This is a genomic window from Pseudomonas sp. QE6 (genome assembly GCF_041379005.1).
Taxonomy (GTDB): domain Bacteria; phylum Pseudomonadota; class Gammaproteobacteria; order Pseudomonadales; family Pseudomonadaceae; genus Pseudomonas.
In genome coordinates, this window is sequence record NZ_CP166873.1 from 2,671,208 (window position 1) to 2,696,839 (window position 25,632).

Annotated in this window: 30 protein-coding genes; 18 read left to right on the forward strand and 12 right to left on the reverse strand. The window is 65.0% G+C overall.

Annotated features, from left to right (window positions below; all coding sequences use genetic code 11):
* Positions 1–148: 148 nt before the first annotated feature.
* From cobU to ACAW63_RS12365, 4 genes are all read left to right on the forward strand, one after another.
* The gene (gene cobU / locus ACAW63_RS12350) at positions 149–670 is read left to right on the forward strand and encodes a bifunctional adenosylcobinamide kinase/adenosylcobinamide-phosphate guanylyltransferase (protein ID WP_371233995.1); all 522 of its coding nucleotides are present in this window, start codon (positions 149–151) and stop codon (positions 668–670) included.
* Positions 667–1,722, forward strand: a complete 1,056-nt coding sequence (gene cobT, locus ACAW63_RS12355) for a nicotinate-nucleotide--dimethylbenzimidazole phosphoribosyltransferase (RefSeq protein WP_371233997.1) — start codon at positions 667–669, stop codon at positions 1,720–1,722. The genes cobU and cobT overlap by 4 nt, the downstream gene beginning before the upstream one ends.
* Positions 1,719–2,306 carry an alpha-ribazole phosphatase family protein gene (cobC, locus tag ACAW63_RS12360; protein ID WP_371233999.1) on the forward strand — a complete coding sequence of 196 codons (588 nt, stop codon included), beginning with the start codon at positions 1,719–1,721 and terminating at the stop codon, positions 2,304–2,306. The genes cobT and cobC overlap by 4 nt, the downstream gene beginning before the upstream one ends.
* A 143-nt stretch (positions 2,307–2,449) precedes the next feature.
* A complete protein-coding gene (locus ACAW63_RS12365; RefSeq protein WP_371234656.1) occupies positions 2,450–3,115 on the forward strand; it encodes an adenosylcobinamide-GDP ribazoletransferase in 666 nt (221 codons plus the stop codon).
* Positions 3,116–3,170: 55 nt separating this feature from the next.
* Here ACAW63_RS12365 and ACAW63_RS12370 read toward each other — a convergent pair whose 3' ends face one another.
* The gene (locus ACAW63_RS12370) at positions 3,171–4,991 is read right to left on the reverse strand and encodes an acyl-CoA dehydrogenase C-terminal domain-containing protein (RefSeq protein ID WP_371234000.1); all 1,821 of its coding nucleotides are present in this window, start codon (positions 4,989–4,991) and stop codon (positions 3,171–3,173) included.
* A 174-nt stretch (positions 4,992–5,165) separates the two neighbouring features.
* Between ACAW63_RS12370 and ACAW63_RS12375 the strand changes: the two genes are divergently transcribed.
* The 5 genes from ACAW63_RS12375 (at position 5,166) to ACAW63_RS12395 (ending at position 8,761) form a co-directional block, all read left to right on the forward strand.
* The gene (locus tag ACAW63_RS12375) at positions 5,166–5,582 is read left to right on the forward strand and encodes a MarR family winged helix-turn-helix transcriptional regulator (RefSeq protein ID WP_275610749.1); all 417 of its coding nucleotides are present in this window, start codon (positions 5,166–5,168) and stop codon (positions 5,580–5,582) included.
* A gap of 75 nt (positions 5,583–5,657) precedes the next feature.
* Positions 5,658–6,851 carry an MFS transporter gene (locus ACAW63_RS12380; RefSeq protein WP_371234657.1) on the forward strand — a complete coding sequence of 398 codons (1,194 nt, stop codon included), beginning with the start codon at positions 5,658–5,660 and terminating at the stop codon, positions 6,849–6,851.
* Positions 6,848–6,970, forward strand: a complete 123-nt coding sequence (locus ACAW63_RS12385) for a hypothetical protein (RefSeq protein ID WP_371234835.1) — start codon at positions 6,848–6,850, stop codon at positions 6,968–6,970. Before ACAW63_RS12380 ends, ACAW63_RS12385 begins: the two co-directional genes overlap by 4 nt.
* A 48-nt stretch (positions 6,971–7,018) precedes the next feature.
* Entirely contained in the window at positions 7,019–7,570 is a 552-nt protein-coding gene (locus ACAW63_RS12390; protein ID WP_371234002.1) for a glutathione peroxidase, read from the forward strand.
* Between the two features lie 258 nt (positions 7,571–7,828).
* Positions 7,829–8,761 (forward strand): DUF2167 domain-containing protein, encoded by a 933-nt coding sequence (locus ACAW63_RS12395; protein ID WP_371234004.1) that lies wholly within the window; start codon positions 7,829–7,831, stop codon positions 8,759–8,761.
* Between the two features lie 249 nt (positions 8,762–9,010).
* Here ACAW63_RS12395 and ACAW63_RS12400 read toward each other — a convergent pair whose 3' ends face one another.
* Genes ACAW63_RS12400 through purM form a run of 3 tightly spaced genes read right to left on the reverse strand, consistent with a single transcriptional unit; the run spans position 9,011 to position 11,449 of the window.
* Positions 9,011–9,727, reverse strand: coding sequence for a DUF3108 domain-containing protein (locus ACAW63_RS12400; protein ID WP_371234005.1), 717 nt, complete (start codon positions 9,725–9,727; stop codon positions 9,011–9,013).
* Positions 9,728–9,737: 10 nt separating this feature from the next.
* Positions 9,738–10,388: a phosphoribosylglycinamide formyltransferase gene (gene purN / locus ACAW63_RS12405; RefSeq protein WP_275610753.1), complete on the reverse strand. Its 651-nt coding sequence runs from the start codon at positions 10,386–10,388 to the stop codon at positions 9,738–9,740.
* On the reverse strand, positions 10,388–11,449 hold the full coding sequence (purM, locus tag ACAW63_RS12410; protein ID WP_371234007.1) for a phosphoribosylformylglycinamidine cyclo-ligase: 1,062 nt from the start codon (positions 11,447–11,449) through the stop codon (positions 10,388–10,390). Before purM ends, purN begins: the two co-directional genes overlap by 1 nt.
* A 209-nt stretch (positions 11,450–11,658) precedes the next feature.
* Here purM and ACAW63_RS12415 point away from each other — a divergent pair, with 209 nt between their 5' ends.
* Positions 11,659–12,699, forward strand: a complete 1,041-nt coding sequence (locus tag ACAW63_RS12415) for a DUF2066 domain-containing protein (protein WP_371234009.1) — start codon at positions 11,659–11,661, stop codon at positions 12,697–12,699.
* Positions 12,700–12,856: 157 nt separating this feature from the next.
* Positions 12,857–13,561: a DnaA regulatory inactivator Hda gene (gene hda / locus ACAW63_RS12420; RefSeq protein WP_152221526.1), complete on the forward strand. Its 705-nt coding sequence runs from the start codon at positions 12,857–12,859 to the stop codon at positions 13,559–13,561.
* Positions 13,562–13,585: 24 nt separating this feature from the next.
* Here the strand turns inward: hda and ACAW63_RS12425 are convergent, their stop codons facing one another.
* From ACAW63_RS12425 to arsC, 3 genes are read right to left on the reverse strand one after another with little or no spacing between them, the layout of a single operon-like run.
* Complete coding sequence (locus ACAW63_RS12425; RefSeq protein WP_371234011.1) at positions 13,586–14,035, reverse strand: DUF2069 domain-containing protein; 450 nt, start codon at positions 14,033–14,035, stop codon at positions 13,586–13,588.
* On the reverse strand, positions 14,036–14,632 hold the full coding sequence (gene wrbA / locus ACAW63_RS12430; RefSeq protein WP_275610757.1) for an NAD(P)H:quinone oxidoreductase: 597 nt from the start codon (positions 14,630–14,632) through the stop codon (positions 14,036–14,038).
* A complete protein-coding gene (gene arsC / locus ACAW63_RS12435; RefSeq protein ID WP_371234013.1) occupies positions 14,629–14,982 on the reverse strand; it encodes an arsenate reductase (glutaredoxin) in 354 nt (117 codons plus the stop codon). The genes wrbA and arsC overlap by 4 nt, the downstream gene beginning before the upstream one ends.
* Positions 14,983–15,107: 125 nt before the next feature.
* On the opposite strand from arsC, the gene ACAW63_RS12440 reads away from it, so the two are divergent.
* A complete protein-coding gene (locus ACAW63_RS12440) occupies positions 15,108–16,337 on the forward strand; it encodes a YihY family inner membrane protein (RefSeq protein WP_371234014.1) in 1,230 nt (409 codons plus the stop codon).
* Between the two features lie 157 nt (positions 16,338–16,494).
* Entirely contained in the window at positions 16,495–16,692 is a 198-nt protein-coding gene (locus ACAW63_RS12445) for a hypothetical protein (RefSeq protein ID WP_371234017.1), read from the forward strand.
* Here the strand turns inward: ACAW63_RS12445 and ACAW63_RS12450 are convergent, their stop codons facing one another.
* The gene (locus ACAW63_RS12450) at positions 16,693–17,088 is read right to left on the reverse strand and encodes a hypothetical protein (RefSeq protein WP_371234019.1); all 396 of its coding nucleotides are present in this window, start codon (positions 17,086–17,088) and stop codon (positions 16,693–16,695) included.
* Positions 17,089–17,271: 183 nt separating this feature from the next.
* On the reverse strand, positions 17,272–18,681 hold the full coding sequence (locus ACAW63_RS12455) for a PilZ domain-containing protein (RefSeq protein ID WP_371234020.1): 1,410 nt from the start codon (positions 18,679–18,681) through the stop codon (positions 17,272–17,274).
* Positions 18,682–18,711: 30 nt separating this feature from the next.
* Between ACAW63_RS12455 and ACAW63_RS12460 the strand changes: the two genes are divergently transcribed.
* Both ACAW63_RS12460 and ACAW63_RS12465 read left to right on the forward strand, forming a co-directional pair.
* Complete coding sequence (locus ACAW63_RS12460) at positions 18,712–19,182, forward strand: TlpA disulfide reductase family protein (RefSeq protein WP_371234022.1); 471 nt, start codon at positions 18,712–18,714, stop codon at positions 19,180–19,182.
* Positions 19,182–19,457, forward strand: a complete 276-nt coding sequence (locus ACAW63_RS12465) for an acylphosphatase (RefSeq protein ID WP_371234024.1) — start codon at positions 19,182–19,184, stop codon at positions 19,455–19,457. Before ACAW63_RS12460 ends, ACAW63_RS12465 begins: the two co-directional genes overlap by 1 nt.
* A gap of 145 nt (positions 19,458–19,602) precedes the next feature.
* Here the strand turns inward: ACAW63_RS12465 and ACAW63_RS12470 are convergent, their stop codons facing one another.
* Positions 19,603–20,565 carry a hypothetical protein gene (locus ACAW63_RS12470; protein WP_275610764.1) on the reverse strand — a complete coding sequence of 321 codons (963 nt, stop codon included), beginning with the start codon at positions 20,563–20,565 and terminating at the stop codon, positions 19,603–19,605.
* 8 nt (positions 20,566–20,573) lie between these two features.
* On the reverse strand, positions 20,574–22,289 hold the full coding sequence (locus ACAW63_RS12475) for a proline--tRNA ligase (RefSeq protein ID WP_371234026.1): 1,716 nt from the start codon (positions 22,287–22,289) through the stop codon (positions 20,574–20,576).
* Positions 22,290–22,400: 111 nt separating this feature from the next.
* On the opposite strand from ACAW63_RS12475, the gene ACAW63_RS12480 reads away from it, so the two are divergent.
* A complete protein-coding gene (locus ACAW63_RS12480) occupies positions 22,401–22,808 on the forward strand; it encodes a PaaI family thioesterase (RefSeq protein WP_371234659.1) in 408 nt (135 codons plus the stop codon).
* Positions 22,809–22,891: 83 nt separating this feature from the next.
* Here ACAW63_RS12480 and ACAW63_RS12485 read toward each other — a convergent pair whose 3' ends face one another.
* Entirely contained in the window at positions 22,892–24,217 is a 1,326-nt protein-coding gene (locus ACAW63_RS12485) for an OprD family porin (protein WP_371234028.1), read from the reverse strand.
* Positions 24,218–24,941: 724 nt separating this feature from the next.
* Here ACAW63_RS12485 and ACAW63_RS12490 point away from each other — a divergent pair.
* Both ACAW63_RS12490 and ACAW63_RS12495 read left to right on the forward strand, forming a co-directional pair.
* Complete coding sequence (locus ACAW63_RS12490) at positions 24,942–25,367, forward strand: HIT family protein (protein WP_371234029.1); 426 nt, start codon at positions 24,942–24,944, stop codon at positions 25,365–25,367.
* Positions 25,368–25,370: 3 nt separating this feature from the next.
* Positions 25,371–25,577 (forward strand): SlyX family protein, encoded by a 207-nt coding sequence (locus tag ACAW63_RS12495; protein ID WP_275610768.1) that lies wholly within the window; start codon positions 25,371–25,373, stop codon positions 25,575–25,577.
* Positions 25,578–25,632: the final 55 nt, after the last annotated feature.

Here is a 25,632-nt window from a genome sequence, read left to right on the forward strand (position 1 = left end):
ACTTCGGCGGATAACGCCGGGGGCGTCATGCGCCCTACCAGAGTGCTTTTCGTAGCAGCGAGCTCGCGAACCGCATGACACTGGCGTATCCGGTGAGATTGTTCGCGAGCAAGCTCGCTCCTACAGGTCTCGATCTTAGGGGGACACCATGCTTGAACTGATCCTTGGCGGCGCCCGTTCGGGCAAGAGCCGCCTGGCCGAACGCCTGGCGCTGGAAAGCGGCCTGCCGGTCACCTACGTCGCCACTGCCCAGGCCGGCGATGGCGAGATGTCCGAACGCATCCTCCAGCATCGCGAGCGCCGTCCCGCGCAGTGGGGCCTGGTGGAGGAGCCGCTGGCCCTGGCCGATGCCCTGGAGCGCCTGGCCTCGCCAGAGCGCTGCGTGCTGGTGGATTGCCTGACCCTGTGGGTCACCAATCTGCTGATCCATGAGGACGGCTGGCGCCTGCGCGGCGAGATCGATGCGCTGCTGGAGGTGCTGCCGCGCCTGCCGGGGCGGATCATCCTGGTCAGCAACGAAACCGGTCTGGGGGTGGTGCCGCTGGGCGAGCTCAGCCGCCGTTATGTCGATGAGGCCGGCTGGCTGCACCAGTCGCTGGCCGAGGTCAGCGAGCGCGTGGTGTTCACCGTCGCCGGCCTGCCCATGGTGCTGAAGGGGGATGCGTTATGAGTTTGCAATGGTGGCTGCAGGGTACCCAACCGATCGATCGCGTGGCGCAGGACAAGGCCGCCGCGCGTCAGGACCAGTTGACCAAGCCGCGCGGCGCGCTGGGCCGGCTGGAAGAGGAAACCATCCGCCTGGCCGGTCTGCAGGGCCGCGAGCGGCCGGCGCTGGAACACATCTGGATCGCCCTGTTCGCGGGCGACCACGGGGTGGTGGCCGAGGGCGTATCGGCCTATCCGCAGGCGGTGACCGTGGAGATGCTGCGCAACTTCGTGCGTGGCGGCGCGGCGATCAGCGTGCTGGCCCGCGATCTCGATGCGCGCCTGGAGGTCATCGACCTGGGCACGGCGACGCCGTTGGAACCGCTGCCGGGCGTGCTGCATGTGATGGTCGGCGCCGGCACCGCAAACTTCACGAAAGAGCCGGCGATGACCGCCGCGCAGTGCCTCATCGCCCTGGAAACCGGGCGCGAGGCGGTGCGCCGCGCGCAGCAGGCCGGTACGGAGTTGTTCATCGGTGGCGAGATGGGTATCGGCAACACCAGCGCCGCCGCCGCGCTGGCCTGTGCGCTGCTGGACGAGCCGGCGCAGGCGCTGGTCGGTCCCGGTACCGGGCTGGACGCCCAGGGCGTGGCGCGCAAGGTCGAGGTGATCGACCGTGCGCTGGCCCTGCACCGGCCTCATTGCGGCGATCCCTTCGAGGCGCTGTGCCGCCTCGGCGGCTTCGAGATCGCCGCGCTGGTCGGCGCCTATCTGGCCTGCGCGCAGAAGGGCATTCCGGCGCTGGTGGACGGCTTCATCTGCAGCACCGCCGCGCTCTGTGCCACGCACTTCAATCCCGGCTGCCGCGACTGGCTGCTGTTCGCCCATGCCGGCGCGGAGCCGGGGCACAACCGTGTGCTCGCCGCGCTGAACGCACAGCCGCTGCTGGACCTCGGCCTGCGTCTGGGCGAAGGCAGCGGTGCGGCACTGGCGGTGCCGCTGTTGCGCCAGGCCTGCCGGCTGCATGACGGCATGGCCACTTTCGCCGAGGCGGCGGTTTCGGATCGCCCGGCATGACGCTGCGCCTGGACCTGCTGCGCCACGGCGAGACGGAGCAGGGCGGCGGCTTTCGCGGGCGCCTGGACGATGCGCTGACCGAAACCGGTTGGGCGCAGATGCGGACGACCGTCGGCGCGGCGTGCCGCTGGTCGGCGGTGGTCAGCTCGCCCCTGCGTCGTTGCGCGGCCTTCGCCGAGGAACTGGCGGGCCGCCACGGGCTGCCGCTGAGCCTGGACGCCGACCTGCGCGAGCTGGACTTCGGCCAATGGGAAGGCCTTTCGCCAGCTAAGCTGATGGAAAGCGATGCCCAGGCGCTGGGGCGTTTCTGGTCCGATCCCTACGCGTTTCCTCCGCCCGACGGCGAGCCGTTGGGTGACTTCGAACTCCGCGTATTCCGCGCACTGGAGCGGTTGCACCGCGACCACGCCGGCGCCTGTGTACTGGTGGTGACCCACGGTGGCGTGATGCGCCTGCTGGGGGCATTGGCTGGTGGCTTGCCGGCCCGGCGTTTGCTGGAGGTGGTGGTCGATCACGGCCAGTGCCTGTCGCTGGCGGTGACGCGTGAAGGCGGCAGCTGGCGAATCCAGCAGGCGGAACAGTGATGAGCGAACAACCCGAACGAGAGGAGCCCGTGCCGCCGTCGGGCGACGCATCCACCTCCTTGCCCACCGCGCAACTCAGCGACTGGTGCCTGCCGCTGGTGGCGCTGCAGTTCCTCACCCGCCTGCCGGTGCACTTCACCAACATGCCGACCCCGGAGCAGTTCGGCCGGTCGACGCTGTTCTATCCGCTGGTGGGGGTGCTGGTCGGTGCGCTGCTGATGGTTGTGGGCGAGCTGCTGGTCAACGTGCACCTGCTGCTTCAGGCAGCCTTGCTGCTGGCGCTGTGGGTGATGATCAGCGGCGCGTTGCATCTGGATGGCCTGGCCGATACGGCGGATGCCTGGGTCGGTGGTCTGGGTGATCGCGAGCGCACCCTGGCGATCATGAAGGACCCGCGCTGCGGACCGGTGGCGGTGGTGACCCTGGTCGTGGTGCTGCTGCTGAAGTTCGCCGCGCTCACCGCGCTGCTCGGCAATCACCAGTACTGGGCGCTGCTGCTGGCGCCCTGGCTGGGGCGTTGCGCCTTGCCGCTGCTGTTCCTCACCACCGGATACGCCCGCCCTGGCGGCCTGGGACAGGCGCTGGCCGACCATTTGCCGCGCCGGGCGATGCCCTGGATGCTGGCGGGCAACGCCGCGCTGATGGTGCTGGTGGGGCTGCCCGGCATGCTCGCGGTGGCGGTTACCCTGGTGCTCTTCGTCTGGCTGCGCAGACGCCTCATCGCCCGCCTGGGGGGCACCACCGGAGACACTGCCGGGGCGATGGTGGAGTTGATCGAGTGCGCGGTGCTGGTGGCGCTGGCGGTGTAACAGCTTCTTTTCCCTCGCGGGCGGACTGGCCGCTCCTACAGGGGCATTGCCGCCATTAGTCGAACGCAAAGTGCTCCGTCTTCAACCCCATGATCGACCGCACCGGCTTGGCCATCGCCGCCGCGTGCCCCTTGGCGCGGGGCAGCAAGCGAGCGAAGTAGAAGTCACTGGTGGCGATCTTCGCCTTGTAGAAGTCGCTCGACTCGCTGCCGCCCTGGCGCAGGCGCTTGCGCGCGGCGGCTTCCTGCAGCGCCCAGGAATACGCCAGTGCGGCGTAGCCGGAGAACATCAGGTAGTCATGGCTGGCGGTGCTCACCAGGTCGCGCTGCTTGCGGGCGGTGAAGGCGATGCGCAGCGTCAGCAGGTTCCACTGGGCGCAGAGCTTGAGCAGCGTGAGTGCGCGGCCACGCATGGCCGGCTCCTGCTTGAGCTGCTCCACGGCGAACTTCGCCACTTGCCGGGTGAAGTCGCGCACGGCCTTGCCCTGAGTCATCAGCAGGACCTTGCGGCCGAGCAGATCCAGCGCCTGGATGCCGGTGGTGCCCTCGTAGAGCGTGGCGATCCGTGCGTCGCGGACGATCTGCTCCATGCCGTGTTCCTTGATGTAGCCGTGGCCGCCGAACACCTGCATGCCCAGGTTGGCGCTCTCCAGACCCAGCTCGGTCAGGCAGCCTTTGAGGATCGGGGTGAGGAAGCCGAGCTTGTCGTCCCAGCGGTCGTACTCGGCGTTATCGTTGCTCAGCAGGCCCTGGATCATCTTGTCGGCGTATTGGGTGGCCAGATAGATCAGCGCGCGGCCGCCCTCGGCCACGGCCTTCTGGGTCAGCAGCATGCGGCGCACGTCGCCGTGGTGCATCAGGCTGTCGGCGATCTCGCCGGGCTCCTTGGTGCCGGACAGCGCACGCATGGAGCGGCGCTCGCGGGCGTAGGCCAGCGCGCCCTGATAGGCCAGTTCGGCGGTGGCCACGCCCTGGATGGCGGTGCCGATGCGCGCGCTGTTCATGAAGGTGAACATGCACTCCAGGCCCTTGTTCGGTTCGCCGATCAGGTAGCCGGTGGCGCCGTCGAAGTTCATCACGCAGGTGGCCGAGGCCTTGATGCCCATCTTCCTTTCCAGGGCGCCGCAGGTCACGCCGTTGCGCGGGCCGAGCGCGCCGCCTTCACCCGGCAGGAACTTCGGCACGATGAACAGCGAAATGCCGCGCGTACCTTTCGGTGCATCCGGCAGGCGGGCGAGGACGATGTGCACGATGTTCTCGGTGAGATCGTGTTCGCCGGAGGAGATGAAGATCTTGGTGCCAGTGATGGCGTAGCTGCCGTCGGCGTTGGCTTCGGCGCGGGTCTTCACCTGGCCCAGGTCGGTGCCGCACTGCGGCTCGGTCAGGCACATGGTGCCACCCCAGCGGCCTTCGGTGAGCGGAGTGAGGTAGGTCTGCTTCTGCTCCGCGGTACCGTGCTGCATCACGGTATTCATCGCGCCCAGCGACAGGCCGGGGTACATCGAGAACGGCCAGTTGGCGGTACCCATCATTTCCTGCTTGAGCGCGCCCAGACTCATCGGCAGGCCCTGGCCGCCGTATTCCACCGGGTGCGACAGGCCTTGCCAGCCGCCGGCCACATAGGCGTCATAGGCCTCCTTGAAGCCCTTGGGCGTGCGCACTTCGCCGTTCTCCAGGTGGCAGCCTTCCTCGTCGCCGCTGTGGTAGAGCGGGGCGATCACTTCCTCGCAGAACTTCGCGCATTCGCCGAGGATGGCGTCGACCATGTCCGGCGTGGCTTCGCCGCCATTCACCAGGTTCCGGTAGTGCGTGGGGAAATCGAAGACTTCGTTGAGCAGGAAGCGGGTGTCGCGCAGCGGAGCTTTGTAGACGGGCATCGGGAACCTCGGGCCATGGCGCGCCCCGTCGACGGTGCGGGGCTGGATGTCCGCAGTTATACGGCTGGCTCCGCGTGATGCCCTTGGCTGCGCCAACGTGGCGCTCTGGCAGATGGGACAATCGGTCGTGGCCGGGATTGACGGCTCGCCAATTGCGGGTATATACACGCATTCATGCTGACGACCCAATGCCTCTGTACCAAACTGCGGCGTTCCGCCCGCGCGGTCACCCGTGTCTATGACGACGCCCTTAAGGGGGTGGGGCTGACCACGCCGCAATTTTCCCTGTTGCGGCACCTGTCGCGGCTGGAGCAGCCGAGCATTTCCGACCTGGCCGAAGCCATGGGCCTGGACCGCAGTACCCTGGGGCGCAACCTCAAGCCGCTGGAAGGCGAAGGCTTGGTGCGGCTGGCGGAGGGCGAGGACCTGCGCAACCGCATCGTGGTGCTGACCCCGGAAGGGCTGGCGCGCATCGAGCAGGGCCGTGAAGCCTGGGATGCGGCGCAGCGGGATGTCGCGGCCCACCTGGGCGAGGAAAAGCGCCGTCAGCTGGAAGCCTTGCTGGATGAATTGGCCGAGCTGGAGAGCTAGCGGCGGCCGGCGTGCAATGGAAAGACCCTGATTGAAAGCGGGTATATACCCGTGTAGGAGATAACGATGTCGAAGCTGTCGCGTACGGGGTTCTGGATACTCTTGTCCGGCGCCCTCATCCTGGCCCTGTCCCTGGGCATCCGCCACGGCTTCGGCCTGTTCCTGGCGCCGATGAGCACCGAGTTCGGCTGGGGGCGCGAGACCTTCGCCTTCGCCATTGCGCTGCAGAATCTCATCTGGGGCATCGCCCAGCCGTTCACCGGGGCCATCGCCGACCGCTTCGGCGCCATGCGCACCGTGCTGGTGGGCGGCATTCTCTACGCCATCGGCCTGGTGCTGATGGGCTATTCCGATTCGGCCTTCAGCCTGTCGCTGAGTGCCGGCCTGCTGATCGGCATCGGCCTCTCCGGCACCTCCTTCTCGGTGATCCTCGGCGCGGTGGGCCGCGCGGTGCCGCTGGAGCGGCGCAGCATGGCCATGGGCATTTCGGCGGCCGCCGGCTCCTTCGGCCAGTTCGCCATGCTGCCGGGTACCCTCGGCCTGATCAGTTGGCTGGGCTGGTCCGCCGCGCTGCTGGCGCTGGGGCTGCTGGTGGCGTTGATCGTCCCGCTGTCCGGGCTGATGCGTGACAAACCGCTGCCGATCCAGGGCCACGAGCAGACCCTCGGCGAGGCGCTGCGCGAGGCCGCCGGGCATTCCGGCTTCTGGCTGCTGTCGTTGGGCTTCTTCGTCTGCGGCTTCCAGGTGGTGTTCATTGGTGTGCACCTGCCGGCGTATCTGGTGGATCGCCATCTGCCGGCCACCGTTGGCACCACGGTGCTGGCGCTGGTGGGGCTGTTCAACGTCTTCGGCACTTACATCGCAGGCTGGCTCGGCGGACGGATGAGCAAGCCCAAGTTGCTCACCGGACTGTACCTGCTGCGTGGCGTGGTGATCCTTGCCTTCCTCTGGGCGCCGCTGACGGTATGGACGGCCTACGCCTTCGGCATCGCTATGGGCCTGCTGTGGCTGTCGACGGTGCCGCTCACCAATGGCACCGTGGCCACGCTGTTCGGCGTGCGCAACCTGTCGATGCTCGGCGGCATCACCTTCCTGTTCCACCAGATCGGCGCCTTCCTCGGCGGCTGGCTGGGCGGCTACGTGTATGACCACACCGGCAACTACGACCTGGTCTGGCAGATTTCCATCCTCCTCAGCCTGCTCGCCGGCCTGCTCAACTGGCCAGTGCGCGAACGCCCGGTCGAGCGGGCGGCGCTGGGGGCGGCGTGAAGCGTTCACTGGCCATCGTGCTGGCGCTGGGCCTCGGCCTGGTGCTGGCCGGCCTCGCCTGGTGGGGCTGGCAGCTCGGCGGGCTGGCGCTGATGCAACTGGGTATGGGCAGTTGCTGAGGGGCGCCGCGCAGCGTAGCGTGGCGGGATAATTCGAGGATCACTGCCATGCGTCTTTCCCTGCTCGCCCTGTCCCTGTTATTGCCTCTGGCTGCGCAAGCCGCCGACTGCCCGGCGCTGCTCAAGACCCAGGGCGAGCTGCCCAAGCTGCGCTCCAAGGATGTGCTCGACCTGTGCGAGCTGTATGCCGGCAAGCCGCTGGTGGTGGTGAACACCGCCAGCCACTGCGGCTTCACTCCGCAGTTCAAGGGGCTGGAAGCGCTGTACCAGAAGTACAAGGGGCAGGGCCTGGAAGTGCTCGGCGTGCCCTCCGGCGACTTCAAGCAGGAAGATGCCGATGCCGCCGAGACCGCCAAGATCTGCTACGGCAACTACGGTGTGACCTTCAACATGACCTCGGTGCAGCACGTACGCGGCGACGAGGCCATCCCGCTGTTCAAGGATCTTGCCCAGCAGGCCGACCAGGCGCCGCGCTGGAACTTCTTCAAGTACGTGGTGGATCGTCAGGGCAAGGTGGTGGCGGAATTTTCCAGCCTGACCAAACCGGATGATCCGGAATTGCAGGCCGCCATCGAGAAGGCCATCGCCAGCCAGCCCTGACGCGCCGGTTTTCTTTCTTTGGTAGGAGCGAGCTTGCTCGCGAACCGCTTGATGCAGATGTTTAAGGGAATCTGTTCGCGAGCAAGCTCGCTCCTACAGGTCGCCGTGAAGCCCGGTGAATGCCGGGTTTTTTGTGCGTCCGTGCCGAAGGCGTAGAAATTTCCTGTTACAGGTCCGGCGCCGGAGTGCGACAATTCGGGCCCGGCGGCAGCGTAAGTGGCCGTCGATGTCATGGATATGATTCAGGAGATTCACCCTATGGATGGCAAAGCCCTCTTCCTCGTTGCATTGCTCGCCCAGGCTGTCGCCGCACCGGCGTTCGCCGCCCCCGCCACGTCCAGCCAGAGCGAGGCTCCCGCGCCTACCACCGCGCCGGCTGCCGAATCGGACGAGGAGATGTCCCCCGAGACCTTCGTCGCCAGCCTGCACTTCAAGAAGGGCAAGGTGGTGGTGGGCGACAACCTCGCGACCTTCGATCTGCCAGAAAACTTCGTCTTCCTCGACGGCGCGGACGCTGAACGGGTGCTCGAAGCCTGGGGCAACCCGCCGAACGCGGAGCCGCCGTTGGGCATGCTGATGCCGGCCGGCATCTCGCCCTTCGAGCCCGCTGCCTGGGCGGTGACCGTGCAGTACGAGGAGAGCGGCTACGTCTCCGACGAGGACGCCGGGAAGATCGACTACGCCGAGATGCTCAAGGAGATGCAGGACGACCTGCGCGAAGCCAATCCGGAGCGCGAGCAGCAGGGCTTCGAGGCGATCCAGCTGATCGGCTGGGCGGCGCCGCCGCACTATGACGCGGCCGAGAAGAAGCTGTACTGGGCCAAGGAGCTGAAGTTCGGCGACAGCAAGGAGCACACGCTGAACTACAACATCCGCGTGCTGGGCCGCAAAGGCGTGCTGGTGTTGAACTTCGTCGCCGGCATGGAGCAGTTGCCGGAGATCGAGAAGAACGTCGGCAAGGTGCTGGCGATGACCGAGTTCAATCCGGGCAGCCGCTACGTCGACTTCAACCCGAGCGTCGACAAGGTCGCCGCCTATGGCCTGGGTGCATTGATCGCCGGCAAGGTCGCCGCCAAGGCTGGTCTGTTCGCCACCCTGCTGGTCCTGCTGAAAAAACTGTGGGTCGTCCCGGCCCTGGCCATCGGCTGGATCGCCCGCCGCTTCAAGCGCAAGCCGTCGAACGAAGGCTGATACGCAGCCTGACTCTCCAGCCAATAAAAAGCCGGGCGTTGCCCGGCTTTTTATTGGCCGCGCTCACTACGACACTCGGCTCTTCGTAGGAGCGAGCTTGCTCGCGAATATTGTGTCCGACGGTATCGACGCCAAGCGGTTCGCGAGCAATAACGATGGCGTCCCCCTCGCTCCTACAGGCTCTGCGCTCTGCGTGGCGCGGAAATGAAAAAGCCGGGCAATTGCCCGGCTTTTCTTTTCGCTGAAGGATCAGCCTTTCTCGCCCTGGACGGCCTTGCCGTTCACGGTGCCTTCCTTGAGCATGATCTGGTACTCCTTGCCATCGGACTCCTGCTGATACAGGCGCACGAGGAGGAAGTCCCAATCCTTGGCGAACCAGAGGATGGTCTTGCGGTTGCTCTTGGTGGGGTCGCGCACGCGCTCCACCTTGATGGCGGTGATCAGGCCGGCCTGGGTGCGGACCTTCTCCTCGCCGAGCACGCGGAAGTCATAGGTATCGGTGTCGGTACCCTCGATCACCTGGTAGCTCATGGCCTTCTTGCCGACGGCGACGTCATGCTGCAGCGCGAGCTGGTAGGTGGACTTGTCCAGCTGGCCCTTGTTCAGCGGCTGGCGCACTTGGTCGCCACGGTCGCTGCCCAGCACCTGCTTCTCGGCCCAGTCGAAATCGAGCTCGGTCTGCTTGTTCTTGCCCAGGCCTTCGCGGGCCCAGCGGTAGGTCAGCGGCAGGTAGACGTCGTTTTCGACCTTGAACGTGCTGCTTTCGCTGAGGCTGGCGAGCAGCATGGACGCCTTGAAGTCCAGTTCCCAACGGCCGCCGTCGCCTTGCTTGAGGCTGCGGGAGGCGGTTCCGCTGATCGGCATCTGTTTCCAGTCGGCGGTGTAGCTGGCCTCGAACGGCTGCAGCTGGAAAGCCTGCGCCGGCAAGGTCAGTACGGCCATCAGGAACAGCAGGGCTCTGCGCATCACGAATCTCCTAGGTTCGGTACGAATGGCCGGAGGCGGGGAGCGTCTCCCCATCCAGCATGGCGCCTTGCTCGCCCAGGCGCAAACGGCCTTCGGCGAACCAGCGCATGGCCAGCGGATAGATCACGTGCTCCTGCAGGTGAACGCGCTGCGCCAGCGTTTCCGGCGTGTCGTCAGACTGTACCGGGATTGCCGCCTGTACGACCAGAGGACCACCATCAAGTTCCTCGGTAACGAAGTGCACACTGCAGCCATGCTCGGCATCGCCGGCTTCCAGCGCGCGCTGGTGGGTGTGCAGGCCCTTGTACTTGGGCAGCAGGGACGGATGGATGTTCAGCAGGCGGCCATGGTAATGGCGCACGAAGCCCGGACTGAGGATACGCATGAAGCCAGCGAGCAGCACCAGGTCGGGGCTGAAGCCGTCGATGGCCTGGATCAGCGCGGCATCGAAGCTCTCGCGGTCGGCGTAAGCCTTGTGGTCGAGGAAGCAGGTCTCGATGCCGGCCTTGCGCGCACGCTCCAGGCCATAGGCGTCCGCGCGGTTGGACAGCACCGCGCGGATCACCGCCGACGACGGGGCGTCGGCGAGGCTGTCGATCAGGGCTTGCAGGTTGCTGCCGGAGCCGGAAATCAGCACCACGACATTGCAAGGTGTGGACATCAGTGGCCTTTCAGGTTGTTCAGGACCACGCGCTCGGCGTCGGCGGCGCAGGCGTCGATGCTGCCGATGAGCCACGGCTGTTCGCCGGCGTCACGCAGGGCTTTCAGGGAAGCCTCGACCTGGTCCTGGGCCACGCAGATGACCATGCCCACGCCGCAGTTCAGCACGCGGTGCATTTCGGTCTCGTCGACGTTGCCTTTTTCCTGCAGCCAGTCGAATACCGCCGGGCGCTGCCAGCTGGCCACGTCGATGACGGCCTGGGCATTGTCCGGCAGCACGCGCGGGATGTTGTCCAGCAGGCCGCCGCCAGTGATGTGGGCCATGGCCTTGACCGCGCCGGTCTGCTTGATCAGCTGCAGCAGAGGCTTGACGTAGATGCGGGTCGGGGCCATCAGCAGGTCGGCCAGGGGCTTGCCGTCGAGCTGGGTGGCTTCGATGTCGGCGCCGGAGACTTCGATGATCTTGCGGATCAGCGAGTAGCCGTTGGAGTGCGGGCCGGAGGAGGGCAGGGCGATCAGGGCGTCGCCGGCGACCACTTTCGAGCCGTCGATGATTTCCGATTTTTCCACCACGCCGACGCAGAAGCCGGCCAGGTCGTAGTCTTCGCCTTCGTACATGCCCGGCATTTCGGCGGTTTCACCACCGACCAGGGAGCAGCCGGCCAGCTCGCAACCGGCGCCGATGCCGGTGACCACGGTGGCGGCCACGTCGACGTTGAGCTTGCCGGTGGCGTAGTAGTCGAGGAAGAACAGCGGTTCGGCGCCGCATACGACCAGGTCGTTCACGCACATGGCGACCAGGTCCTGGCCGATACTGTCGTGCTTGTTCAGGTTCAGTGCCAGGCGCAGCTTGGTGCCCACGCCGTCGGTGCCGGAGACCAGCACGGGCTGCTTGTAGCCGGCCGGGATTTCGCACAGAGCGCCGAAGCCACCCAGACCGCCCATCACTTCCGGACGCGCGGTGCGCTTGGCGACGCCTTTGATGCGTTCGACCAGGGCTTCGCCGGCGTCGATGTCCACACCGGCGTCCTTGTAGCTCAACGAGGGTTGCTTGTTGCTCATAAATCCAGGCCTATAGAGGGATGATTCGTCTTGCGGCCAGAGCACGCCATCGGCGCGCTCAGCCTGCGCGGGAGGCGCGGGATTTTATCAGGCTTGCCCGGCAGCGGCCATCTCGCGCTGTTGCCGCTGGCTGGACGGCTGTTTAAGGTATAGGCCTTCTTTGCCGCCTCGCACGATGCGGCGTCCCGATTCTTCCGCGAGAGCCCGCCATGCGCCTGACCGCCCGCCTGTTGATCCTTTGCCTGTCGCTGCTCAGCCTGCCCGGCTTCGCTGAAACCCTGGGTAACCTCTACCAGGTGCACGAGCCGGTCGCCTCCCAGCAGCCAGATGAGCGCAACGCCGGCCTGACCCGCGCCCTGCAGACCCTGGTGCAGCGCCTGACCGGCGACAGCCGTGGCCTGCAGAGCCCCGCGCTGGCCGGATACTTCAAGGACCCGCAGCAGCTGATCAGCCAGTACGGCTACGAGAACGGCCCGCCCCTGGCGCTGGTGGTCGACTTCGATCCGACCGCGACCGACAAGGCGCTGCGCCAGGCCGGTCTGCCGGTGTGGGGAGCCAGCCGTCCGTCCGTTCTGGCCTGGTGGCTGAACGAAGGCGCCAACGGCAGCAGCCTGGTGGGTGACAGCCAGGAAGCCGCAGCGCCCCTGAACCGCGCTGCCCAGCGTCGCGGCCTGCCGCTGCGCCTGCCGATGGCCGACCTCAACGAACAGCAGGTCGGTACCGCCGAGAACATCAACGCCGCGCAGCCCGGCGCGCTGCAGTCTGCCTCCGAGCGCTACGGCGCCGATGCCCTGCTGGCGGTGGACGCCAAGGAAGCCGACGGCAAGTGGAGCGCCACCTGGCGTGTGTGGATGGGCGACAGTCGCGAGCAGGGCCAGGCCCAGGGCGACACCCCCGATGCGCTGGCCGATGCGGTGATGCTGGGCGTTTCGCAGCGCCTGTCGCAGCGCTTCGTCGGTTCCGCCGGCGCCGCCACCGCTCAGGTGCTGGAGATCGAGGGGGCCGACCTGGTCCGCTATGCCGAGGTGTCGCGTCTGCTCGAACCCATGGGGGCCAAGCTGGTGCTGGTGCAGGGTGGCAAGCTGGTCTACAACGTGACCGCCAGCCCCGAGCAACTGCGCGCGCAATTGGCCCTGGCCCGTCTGCAGGAGTCCCCTGCCGAACCGGTCCAGCCGGCGGTGGATGCCAACGGCCAGCCGGTGCCGAACCCGGCCGTGCCGCGTACGAGCGCCCTGCGCTTCCACTGGTAGTTCCCACGGATAATCCTGGTCCTGGGGGCGGACAAGGTCCCGTTCCCAGGCCTCGGGCGCTCTGATCCGCACTGAGTAGCTGCGTTATCCTTCTGATTTGGATAAACTTTCAGTCACCACGGCCCACCACAAGCGATTGAAGAAACGCCCGGCCCGCATGACTCCTATGCAGCTCCCCTTAAGCGTACGCCTGCGTGATGACGCAACGTTCGCCAACTACTACCCCGGTGCCAATGCCGCGGCGCTGGGCTATGTCGAGCGTCTGTGCGAACCAGAGGCGGGCTGGACGGAGAGCCTGATCTACCTCTGGGGCGCCGAAGGCGTGGGCCGCAGCCACTTGCTGCAGGCCGCCTGCATCCGCTCCGAACAGTTGGGCGAGCCGTCCGTCTACCTGCCGATGGCGGACCTGGTGCCTTACGGCCCGGAAATCTTCGACAACCTCGAACAGCGTGAGCTGGTGTGCCTCGATGATCTCGACGCGCTGGCCGGCAAGCGCGAGTGGGAAGAGGGGTTGTTCCATCTGTTCAACCGCCTGCGCGATTCCGGCCGCAAGCTGCTGCTCTCGGCCTCGGTGTCGCCGCGCGAGCTGCCGGTGAAGTTGCCGGACCTGAAATCCCGCCTGACCCTCTCGCTGATCTTCCAGCTGCATCCGCTGACCGACGACGAAAAGCTTCGCGCGCTGCAGCTGCGTGCCTCGCGCCGCGGCCTGCACCTGACCGACGAAGTGGGACGCTTCATCCTCACCCGCGGTGCACGCAGCATGCAGTTCCTCTTCGACCTGCTGGACGAGCTGGACAAGGCCTCGCTGCAGGCCCAGCGCAAGCTGACGATTCCCTTCCTGAAGGAAACCATGGGCTGGTAAGGCCCAGGTTTCCTGCGCGGCACCTCAGGCGCTGGTCGCCTGCTGCTTCGGCTCTTCGCCTTCGCCAGCCCGCTTGCGGTCGTACTGGAAGCGCCAGCGCGTGTAGAGCAGCGCCGAACAGAACAGCGACACGCTGAGGATGATCTCGGCCCAGCCGAAGATGGCGTGGTTCGGATCGAAGGCGTTGAGCACGCCGAGGATGAAGTACAGGTTGATCACGTAGCACGCCCAGGCATGGCCGCGGGCGCTGCCGATCAGCATGCCCGGCGCCACCACCAGCAGCGGCAGCAGCTTGAACGCCAGCACCGCCCAGGGCACCCAGTGCGCGGCGCCGTGGGCGTCGGCGAATAGCAGGTCCCAGATGACGATGAGCAGGATCAGCCCGATGAAGCTGCCGAGGGCGACCGCGCGGCTGGCGGCCAGCCGGGGTTTGAGCCACTCCATTGGCGGCAGCGGTTTGTTCTTGCGGGCCATTCAGCTCTCCAGTTTGCGGGCGACTTCGGCCAGGCGCTTGCCCAGCGCGCGGCACAGGGTGATTTCGTGGTCATCGAGGCTGCGCTTGCCGTCCGCGCCGGCGAAATGGCTGGCGCCGTAGGGCGTGCCGCCGCCGCGGGTCTCCAGCAGCGCCGGCTCGCTGTAGGGAATGCCGGTGACGATCATGCCGTGGTGCAGCAGCGGGAGGAGCATCGACAACTGCGTGGTTTCCTGGCCGCCATGCAGGCTGGCGGTGGAAGTGAAGACCGCTGCCGGCTTGCCGACCAGGCCGCCGGTCAGCCAGAGGCTGCTGGTGCCGTCGAGGAAGTACTTGAGCGGTGCGGCCATGTTGCCGAAGCGCGTCGGGCTGCCCAGGGCCAGGCCGGCGCAGTCCTTCAGGTCGTCCAGGGTGGCGTAGAGCGCGCCTTCGGCGGGGATGTCCGGGGCCACGGCTTCGCACTCGGTGGAGACCGCCGGCACCGTGCGCACGCGCGCCTCCAGGCCGCCCTGTTCCACGCCACGGGCGATCTGCCGCGCCATCTCGGCGGTGGCGCCGTGGCGGCTGTAGTAGAGGACCAGGATGTAGGCTGTGCTCAAGGCAGGATCTCCAGCACCTTCTCCGGCGGGCGGCCGATCACCGCCCTATCGCCGACGATCAGGATCGGTCGCTCGATCAGCTTGGGATGGCTGGCCATCGCCTCGATCAGTTGTTCGTCGCTGAGCGCCGGGTTGGCCAGGTCGAGGGTCTTGTACTCGTCCTCACCGGTGCGCAGCAGTTGGCGGGCGCCGATGCCCAGCTTACCGAGCAGCGCCTTGAGTTCAGTCGCGCTGGGAGGGGTTTCCAGGTAACGGATGATCTCCGCCTGGATGCCGCGTTCCTCCAGCAGTTCGAGGGCGCCGCGGGATTTCGAGCAGCGGGGATTGTGGAACAGGGAAATCTGGCTCATGTGCCGGGACTCGCAAGGCCGATGAAGTGGCGGCTATTCTAACCGCCTCCTCGGATCGGACTGAACCGCTGTCGTGCGGCGCGATCTACGAGGGCGGATATTTCTGTGCAGCCAAAGGACAATTCATGCGCGAACGCTTGCAGGGCCTGGTCGAGTTCGGCCGTTATCTGGTCCAGCGCTTCCACGCCGACAAGGCGCCCAACAGCGCGGCGGCCCTGACCTACACCACGCTGTTCGCCGTCGTGCCGATGATGACCGTGACCTTCGCCATGCTGTCGGCCGTGCCGGCCTTCGAGGGGATGGGGGAGCGCATCCAGCTGTTCGTGTTCCGCAACTTCGTACCCTCCACCGGTGAAGCGGTTGAGGCCTATCTGCGTAACTTTACCGTGCAGGCGCGCCATCTGACCTGGCTGGGCGTGGCATTCCTGGCGGTCACCGCGTTCACCATGCTGGTGACCATCGAGAAGGCCTTCAACGCCATCTGGCGCGTTCGCCAGCCGCGCCGGGGCGTCGCGCGATTCCTGCTGTACTGGGCGATCCTCAGCCTGGGGCCGCTGCTGCTGGGAACGGGCTTCGCGGTGTCGACCTACATCACCTCGCTGTCGCTGCTGTCCGGCCCTCATGCCCTGCCGGGGGCGGCGACCTTGCTGAAGTTCATGCCACTGCTGTTCAGCGTGGCGGCCTTCACCCTGATTTACGCGGCGGTGCCCAATGCGCGGGTGCCTTTCCTGCATGCCCTGGCCGGTGGCGTGTTCACCGCGATCCTGTTCGAGGCGGCGAAATCGCTGTTCGGCCTCTATGTCAGCTTTTTCCCCGGTTACAAGCTGATCTACGGCGCCTTCGCCACGGTGCCGCTGTTCCTGTTGTGGATCTACCTGTCGTGGCTGATCGTGCTGTTCGGCGCGGAGCTGGTCTGCAACCTGTCGTCGACGCGCCTGTGGCGCCGCCGTGCGCTGCCGCGCCTGCTGGTGATCCTCGGGGTGCTGCGGGTGTTCTTCGATCGTCAGCGGCACGGCGTGCCGACCCGTCTGGAACATCTGCATCGTGCGGGTTGGTTGCTGCCGGAGGACGAGTGGGAGGAGATCCTCGACTTCCTGGAGGGCGAACAACTGGTTTGCCGCGTAGGCGCAACGAGCGCGTCCTGGGTGCTGTGTCGCGATTTGGGCAGCTATCGCCTGCATCACCTGCTCAACCGCAGCCCCTGGCCGCTGCCTTGCCTTGACGCCTTGCCGGCTGAGCTGGACGAGCCCTGGTACCCTGCCTTGCGGCAAGCCCTGGAGCGCTATCAGGCGGAGCGACAGGCGCTTTTTGGCGCCAGCCTCGCAGAATGGTTGAAGCCGTCACATTCTGAGTGACGTAAAACGTCAGTTTCGGGCGATTCTGATGCTTCGAAACTTTCACGGCGGGTGCGAGGCTCACCAATCATGGCTATTCGCGGATTGGCACGCTTCTGGCTACAGGACTGGCAGGACAATGATGTCCTGCAGAAGTTCCTTCAAGGCCCGTGAATCCATGAATAACGACCAGAAGAACGTAGTACACCTGCATCAGCGCGATCCGCAAAGCGCGCTGGAGAGGCTGAATAGAATTACTGGTCTGCAATTCAGCAGTTGGCCGGAGTCCCTGTTGCCTGCAGTACAGGGCGAAATGAAGGATCTGGCGTCGCACGCTGAACTCGAACCTGTTGCCCAAGTGCGCCAGTTGGGCTGATTACAGGGTGGTTGCAATCGGTCGAGCCGCGCTGTTCTGCGGCTCGACCGCCTGTACGAACAGCTCTTCGACTACCAGGCGCGACAGGCCGATGGCCGTTCGCAGCCTGACCTGCATATCCTCGATTCGTTGGCGGAACGGCAGACGGGCGATGCCCGACAGCAGGATGCGGCTCTGCGCATTCACCGTGCCGTGATCGACGGCGACTTCCCGAACCTGTTCGCCGTCCCGATAGGTGACCACCAGCGTCACTGGCAGCGCCGTCACGCCGGGCAGGTGCAGCCAGGCGGCGACGTTGTAGTCGGCCAGGCGCCCGCCGCTGGCGGAGTTGCCGATACGTGCGCTACTGACGATCTGGCTGGGAACCTTGCTGACGAGCTGCTCGTTGGGCTGCATCTGGCGATCCTGTCGAGAGTGGGAGGCGTGCGTGGCGCCTGCCGCATACTGGGGGCTGTCGAGAGGCGGCTGGATGAAGTGCTCTAGTCGGCTCGGACGATCGTTCCGAATTATAGGTAGGAGATATCCGGCAAACCGGGCGTACTGCCGATCTTGGCTGTGACCTGTCTCGCAATTCAGCTTTCAGGCCAGGCGCAGCGGATGGCGGGAGACGAGGGGCGTGCCCAGGTTGGAGGTCGGTAGCGGCAGGATGGTCTGGTTGTCGAAGCTGGCCAGCTGCAGCCAGAGATATTCGCCTTCCACGAAGTGTCCCTGGGGCAGCCATAAGCCGTGATACCAGCCATTGCCGGGTTCCGGTGTGCTCTGCAGTACACCGGGGTGACGTTGCGCGTCAGGTGTGCGACGCAGCCAGACGGGTCGGGGAAGTCCTTTCAGATAGCGCAGGCCCAGGTGCAGGCCGTCATTGTTGAGGTGCCGCCAGCGCACGATGGCCAGGGTCGGCGTGGCGTTGCTGTTCAGGATCAGCAGCAACTGGCCGACGGGGAACTGGCTGGCGCGGTTGCCGTCGCAGCGGATGCGCGTGCCTCCGGCGCTGACATCCAGTATCCCGGCTTCGCAGCCGCTCTGGGCGCTGGGGGCGAGCAGGTGTTGCTGGATGGAGCCAAGCCCCACGATCAACTGGCAGGTGCCGGTCTGCTCCGTACGCTCGTGGCGACGTGGAGGCTGTCCCAGCCAGTGATGACGGACGCGCTCCAGCAGGGCACTCTGGTCGGCTCTGCGCAAGGGGGCGGGGTCGTGCAGGGCGATCAGCAGGGCGCCCAGCTCCAGGCGGCGCAGTTGTTGGGGTGGCGTATCGATGGTCTGCTCGGGGCCGATGCAGGGCAGGTCGGCGCCCAGGTCGACCAGGTAACCCTCCTGTTCCTCGTCATCCCAGGGCTGCAGTCGCCCGAGGGCGGCAAGGGGGGCAAGGGCGCTGAACAGTTGCGGGGCTTCGCCTTCGGTCAGGTGGAAAGGGTTGCTCAGGGCTAGCAGCAGAATCTGCTGGTAGAGGCCGCGCAGGGTTCCCGCGGGAATGGGATCGAAGGCGGCAGCCACCGGTTCGTCGAGGCACTCCTGGTGTTCGCCGATCCAGTACAGCAGGTGGCTGTCGCGCCAGAGCACTCCGGGTGGCTGCTGGTACTGCTGGTAATGACGCAGCAGCGCCTGGGCCAGGAAGTGCTGGGCCATGTACAGGCACCAGGCCATGTGCGGCCGAGACGGTTTGCGGCCATTCAGGATCTGCAGCAACAGGCGCTTGAAGCCTGCCGCCAGCTCGGTGCAGAAATGCACGAAGAGCTCCGGTGGTGTCTTCTCGTGGCGAACCCGCTGTGAATAGTGGCGATATTCTTCGGTCAGGCTTTGCAGGGCGCGTTGCCTTTCCAGTAAGGTCAGCGCACATCGGTTGAGGCGAAGCAGCGTGCCGAGGGTTTTCTGTAGTCCTTCCTGCAGGGAGTGGCGTCGGAATTCCTGAAGCCCTGCCGCCAGATTGCTCACTGCATCGGAATTCTCTTCGAGGATATCCGGCACCTCCAGACGCGAGGCATCGAGCGTCATGAACACCCCGCATACACGAGGACTGAAGGCATGGGAGTGCGGCTCCGTATCGTAATGGGACTGGTCGCCGGCCTGTTCCTGGCCGGTTGTTCGGCAGACTATGGCGTCGATCAGCATGGGCAGAAAGTAACCGCTGCGAGCATGGATGGCCAGTGGCTAGTTATTAATTATTGGGCCGAATGGTGCGCACCGTGCCGCAAGGAAATTCCCGAGCTGAACCGGCTCGCAGAAGAGGGCAAGACGCAGGGCTTCCGGGTGTTGGGCGTGAACTTCGACGGGCTGCGCGATGCCGAGCTGGCAAAGGCCGCGCAGGCGCTGGAGGTGCAATACACCGTGCTGGCCGACGACCCTGCGCCGCATTACAGCCTGCCACGCAGCGAAGCGCTGCCTGTAACCTATATCGTCGACCCTGAGGGCAAGTTGCGCGAGCAGTTGCTCGGCGAGCAGACCGCCGCCGGCCTGCAGGCGCGTCTGACCACACTGCGGGAGGAGAAGCACTGATGGGCAGAATCTGTCTGCATGGCTACGTGAGTGGCAAGGTGCAGGGCGTGTATTTCCGCCAGAGCACGCAGGAGCAGGCCGAGCGCCTGGACATCGACGGCTGGGCGCGCAATCTGGATGACGGTCGGGTGGAGGTGCTGCTCGAGGGCGAGGAGGGCGCCGTACGCGAACTGGAGAAGTGGCTGGCTCGCGGGCCGGCGAAGGCGAAGGTGATTGCAGTGGAGCTGGAGCCGATGACACCCCAGGGCATCACCGGCTTCATCGTGCGCCGCTGAGAGCCTGCTTACGATCTGCTGCGCGTCGGCATAACTGCGTTAGAAACAGGCTCGGAATGCTCATTTACAGCTCGTAAACTCCGCTTCCTCTCCTGCTTTTTGCCTTGTTCTGCTCTAGCTCGCGTGATCATAAACACGCTCTGAATCAGTTGCTGGCTGCGCCGGGGTCGGCAGCCAGGCGGCCGGCATCGGTCATCAGGCTGTGGAGAAACTCTTTCTGCAGCTCCGGATCGTTGCGGGTCAGTTCGATCAGGCTCTGTTCCAGCTCGCTGGCTTCTTCTTCCAGGCCGAGTTCGGACAGCCGTTTCACGCGGTGCACCCAGTGGTGCACATCATCCGCCTCCAGGTCGTCGTAGATCAGCCGGTGAGCTTCCTGCAGCTTGCCGCGCAGCGAGCGGCTGACCAGCAGGCTGGCATCGCCGCGGGTGTCGTCCGATGGGTCCTGCACGCTGAACTGCAGACGACCGATGCGGCTGACCTCTTCGTCGCTGAAGGGGCCTTCCAGCAGGTTCAGGCGCAGCACGCCATGGCGGTCGGTCAGCAGCTCCTGGGAGTTCTTGCCGGCGGTGATGGTCACCGGACGCTCCGACCAGGGCAGGCTCGAATACTCCGTGCGCTTGTCGCGCTGGTGCTCTTCGATGCTTGCCAGGTTCTGCTCGGCGCGGCCGTTGGACTGCACGTTCATGAACGGATTCATGCCGTCGATGCCATAGCGGATCCAGCCGCGGGTGACGCTTTCGGGCAGGTTGCCGAGGGCGAACACGTTGACCACGTTGGCGCCGATGCCGCCAACGAAGGCGACGACGCCCAGCGGCATTTCGTACACCTTGCGCCAGCCCTGGTAGGGCGTGTAGCGGTCGTAGCGGCGGGTGACCTCGAACTCGGTGACTTCGAAGGTCTTCTGTTCCTGCACGCGAATGCGGCGCTGCGGCAGCTCCAGGGTGGCCGGCGTGCCCACGTCGATCTGCAGGCTGTGCTCGAGCAGTTTGCGCTCGACGCGTTCTTCATGCTCGCTGCGTTGCGACAGCTGGTTGGCGCAGCCGCTCAGCAGGAGGCTGCCGCCCACCAGGGCGGCAGCCGCGAGGCTGGAGGTACTTCGGGGGAACATCGCTCTGCTCAGTTGCGGATCTTGGCCGTGATGAAGGCTTGCAGGTCGGACAGGGCGACAGGCTGCGACTCGGCGTCACGACGGCCCTTGTATTCCAGGGCGCCTTCTTCCAGGCCGCGCTCGCTGACCACGATGCGGTGCGGGATGCCGATCAGTTCCATGTCGGCGAACTTCACGCCGGGGCTGGTCTTCTTGTCGCGGTCGTCCAGCAGCACTTCGAAGCCGGCGGCGGTGAGCTCCGCATAGAGCTTGTCGGCGGCGGCGCGTACGGCTTCGTTCTCGTACTTCATCGGCACGATGGCGATCTGGAAGGGCGCCAGGGCGGCCGGCCAGAGGATGCCGCGGTCGTCGTAGTTCTGCTCGATGGCGGCGGCGACCACGCGGGATACGCCGATGCCGTAGCAGCCCATGATCAGGGTGACCGGCTTGCCGCTCTCGCCCAGTACGGAAAGCTTCATGGCTTCGCTGTACTTGGTGCCGAGCTGGAAGATGTGGCCGACTTCGATGCCGCGGCGGATCACCAGGGAGCCCTGGCCGTCCGGGCTCGGGTCGCCGGCGACGACGTTACGCAGGTCGGCGACTTCCGGTACCGGCAGGTCGCGTTCCCAGTTCACGCCGAAGTAGTGCTTGTCGTCGAGGTTGGCGCCGGCGACGAAGTCGCTCATCAGGGCCACGGAACGGTCGACGATGCAGGGCAGCGGCAGGTTCAGCGGGCCGAGGGAGCCGGGCGCGGCACCGATGGCGGCCTTGATGTCCGCTTCGCTGGCCATCTGCAGGGGGCTGGCCACCAGCGGGTGGTTGCCGGCCTTGATTTCATTGAGTTCGTGGTCACCACGGACGACCAGGGCGATCAGCTTGCCTTCCTCGGCGGCGTGCACCACCAGGGTCTTGATGGTCTTCTCGATCGGTGCGCCGAACTTTTCCACCAGGTCGGCGATGGTCTTGGTCTCGGGGGTGTCGACCAGGCGCAATTCCTCGGTGGCGGCACCGCGAGCGGTTTCGCGCGGCAGCGCTTCGGCTTTCTCGATGTTGGCCGCGTAGTCGGAGCTGTCGCTGAAGACGATGTCGTCTTCACCGGAGTTGGCCAGCACGTGGAATTCGTGGGAGCCGCTGCCGCCGATGGAGCCGTTGTCCGCCTGCACCGGACGGAACTCCAGGCCCAGGCGGGTGAAGATCTTGCAGTAGGCACCGTACATGACGTCGTAGGTCTGCTGCAGCGAGTCCTGGCTGGTGTGGAAGGAGTAGGCGTCCTTCATGATGAACTCGCGGCCGCGCATCAGGCCGAAGCGCGGACGGATTTCGTCACGGAACTTGGTCTGGATCTGGTACATGTTGATCGGCAGCTGCTTGTAGCTGTTCAGCTCGTTGCGGGCCAGATCGGTGATGACTTCCTCGTGGGTCGGGCCGACGCAGAACTCGCGGTCATGGCGGTCCTTCAGGCGCAGCAGTTCGGGGCCGTACTGCTGCCAGCGCCCCGATTCCTGCCACAGCTCGGCCGGCTGGACGGCGGGCATCAGCACTTCCAGGGCGCCGGCGGCGTTCATTTCCTCGCGAACGATGGCTTCGGCCTTGCGCAGTACCCGCAGACCCATTGGCAGCCAGGTGTACAGACCGGATGCCAGCTTGCGGATCATGCCGGCGCGCAGCAGCAGCTGGTGGCTGATGACGACCGCATCGGAAGGGGTTTCTTTCAGGGTGGAAAGCAGGTACTGACTGGTACGCATCTTTGGCCGTTATGTCGGTTGCGAAGAGGGATATAGGCTGGGCATTGTACGGTGCAGGTCTGGCTGCGTACAGGGCGTGGCGGGCGGAGAGGGAGTAGCAAGGTGAGTCGACTGAGTGCAGCGCAGGTGCAGGCGTTCATCCGCGCGGGATTGCCCATGGCGGATGAGATGGATTTTCGTGTCGATGCGCTGGAGGGGCGTAGTGCGTTCGCGCGCATTCCCTTCCACGGCAAGCTGGTTCGCCCCGGCGGAACGGTATCCGGACCGACCATCATGGCGCTGGCGGATGCGGCAATGTATGCGGTGATCCTGGCTCAGCTGGAGAATGTCGAGATGGCCGTTACTTCCAATCTCAATATCAACTTTCTCAGCAAACCGAAGCCGGAAGATCTCCTGGCGGAGGCGAAGATATTAAAGTTGGGGCGCCGTCAAGTGGTGTGTGAGGTGTCTGTCTATTCCGTGAGCAATCAGGATGAGTTGGTTGCTCATGTAACTGGCACTTACGTACTGCCCGTGTAACAAGTTCGTTCGAAGTTGTTTGCAAGTTGCAAGAAAAAGCCCGGCCGAAGCCGGGCTTTTCATTACCTGCGGTTTGTTCCGTATTACAGAACGGACAGCGGGTAGTCGACGATCAGACGGAATTCGTCGATATCGCCTTCGGCCTGGTCGGTGTTGGCGCGGTGCCAGGACTGACGAATGCGGAACGACAGATCCTTCGCCGGGCCAGCCTGTACTACGTACTTGGCCTCGACGTTGGTTTCGTGGTGCTTGCCGTCTTCGCCATAGCCATAGGCTGCGTAGGGGCTGTTCGGATCGATCTTGGTGCCGTCGATGTCGTCACCGTGTACGTAACGGGTCATGAAGGTCAGACCGGGTACGCCGTACTCTTTCATGTTCAGGTCGTAGCGAGCCTGCCAGGATTTTTCACCCGGACCGTTGAAGTCGGAGTACTGGATGGAGTTGGCGAGGAAGATCGAGTCACCACCTGCGTTGTTGTCACCGATGCCGATGTAGTCGAACGGAGTGTTGCCGTTCACTTTCTGGAAGGCCAGGGTGAGGGTGTGCGCCTGCAGGAAGGAGTAGGCGGCGGCCAGCGAGTAGGTGTTGTTGCTGATATCACCCAGCTTGGAGCTGCCCGAATCGCGGGTGTTGTAGTAGTTCACGTCGAAGCCCAGGGACTGGTCATCGGCGAGCGGCAGGGTGTAGTTCAGGTTGACGTAGTACTGGTCCCACAGGTCTTCGACCTGGGCGCCGTACAGCTGTGCGCTGAACTGATCGTTGAATGCATATTTGCCGCCGATGAAGTCGGCGGAGTTGGCGGTAACACCACCGTATTGCGACCAGATTTCGCCGTCACGGTTGGTAGTGTCCTGGCCGGTACCGGAGTAGTAGTGACCGCCTTCCAGATCCAGGCCGTCGATTTCGCTGCTCATCAGCGCGATACCGCTGGCGGTCTGCGGCAGCAGGCGGGTGCCGCCGACGGCGAATACCGGGGCGGTGGGCTGCATGTCACCGACTTTCAGTTCGGTCTTGGAGATACGGACCTTGACGGCGCCGCCGGCCTTGCCGAAGTCATCGGCCTTCTCGCCGTTGTCATGGACCGGCAGGTTGCCAGTGCCGCCATAGCCGCTGCCGCCGTCGAGCTTCAGGCCCAGGTAGCCGAAGGCGTCAACGCCGAAGCCGACAACGCCCTGAGTGAAGCCGGAGTTGTAGTTGGCCCAGAAACCTTGGGTCCAGTCACGGGCGTCTTTGGCGCCATCTTTCTTGTTGCGATTGAAGTAGTAGTTGCGAACCAGGAAGTTCAGGCTGCTGTCTTCGACAAAGCCTTTTGCATCAGCCTGATTGCCTACGAAGGGCTCGGCCATTGCCAGTTGCGTGGTGCCTGCAGATACCGCCAGGGCGATGGCGCTCCACTTCATCACTTTCATTGTGATTGCTCCTTTGGTTTTGAAATTATCTGCCATCACAGTGCCGCGGTGACGGCTCATTCTTTTTGTCGGCGCTAACTTATAGCACGCGTGTTGTCTTGGCGATAGTTGCCTAAATAATCACGCGAAAACTTTACGGGGCTGTCGCAAACCTGCATGAGAGATGTCGCATTCAGGTAGATTCGATGTTGCAAAAAGAGATTGCTCCCCTGGTTTGCAGCATGTTGTCGATTGCGTCAGCCAAGGTGGTTCGTTCTCCATTGACCACTTTCGGGTTCCCTTCGTCGTGCTGCCTTTGGGCAGAGCACGGCGGCGATGTCCTTGCCCCTTGTCCCTCTGCTAGCAACAAGCGTGCACAAATGCTCTGGTTGTTGCCGCGCGTCGCCGGGCTTGCGGCGCGATGACGCATTTCACGGCTTCCTTGGCGGATTTGCAATAAAGAGCATGCGGCAGCGTCGTTTTCAGAATTGTGTCGCGTTCGTTGGTTTAACGATTTTTCGATACTTTTCAGTGCACTTGGCTGTGGGTTCGCTTCCGGCGGCCTGTTGTCGGAATGTGTCGCGTTTGCGCGCTGCGCAGTTCTGGAGCCTGTTGGCTTGCGGGGCGCCCCGCTGAGGTGCGTTGCTGGCGTATTCGCTGATGGGGCGCTCTAGTATCCTTCGCGTCCTTCGGCCCCTGGCGGGGCTAGTCTTATCAATAGGTTTGTCGAACAGGAGATGTGGTTATGTTCGCCCTGGATTCCCGCCTGAAGCAGGACACCGTCCCGGTGGGGGATTTTCCATTGAGCAGTCTGCTGCTGATGAATGACTCGCAGTATCCGTGGTTCATCCTGGTGCCCCGGCGCGAAGACGTCAGCGAGCTGTTCCAGCTCGATCCCGAGGATCAGCAGCAGCTCTGGAGGGAAGCCACGCAACTGGCCGAGACTCTCAAGGACACCTTCTGCGCCGACAAGATGAACGTCGCCAATCTCGGCAACGTCGTCAGCCAATTGCACGTGCACGTCATCGTTCGTCGCCGCAGCGACGTGGCCTGGCCAGGTCCGGTGTGGGGGCGGCACCCGGCGGTGCCTTACAGTGCCGAGGAGCTCGCCCGCCTGCGCGAGAAGTTGCGCATGGTGCTGGGTGACGAGTTCCGATTCGCACAGGAGTGAGTGATGGAGCTGGAAGATCGGGTTGCCGACCTGGAGAGCCGACTGGCATTCCAGGATGACGCTTTGCAGACCCTGAGCGATGTGGTCTACGAGCAAGAACGGGTGATCGAGCGCCTGCGTCTGCAAATGCAGGCGTTGATCAAGCGTCTCGAGGATCTGCAGGGGCAGGTCGGTGTCGCGGATGACGAGGCGCCGCCACCGCATTACTGAGCCCTTGAAAACGAAGCCAATAAAAGGCCCGTCAATCGGCGGGCTTTTTATTGGG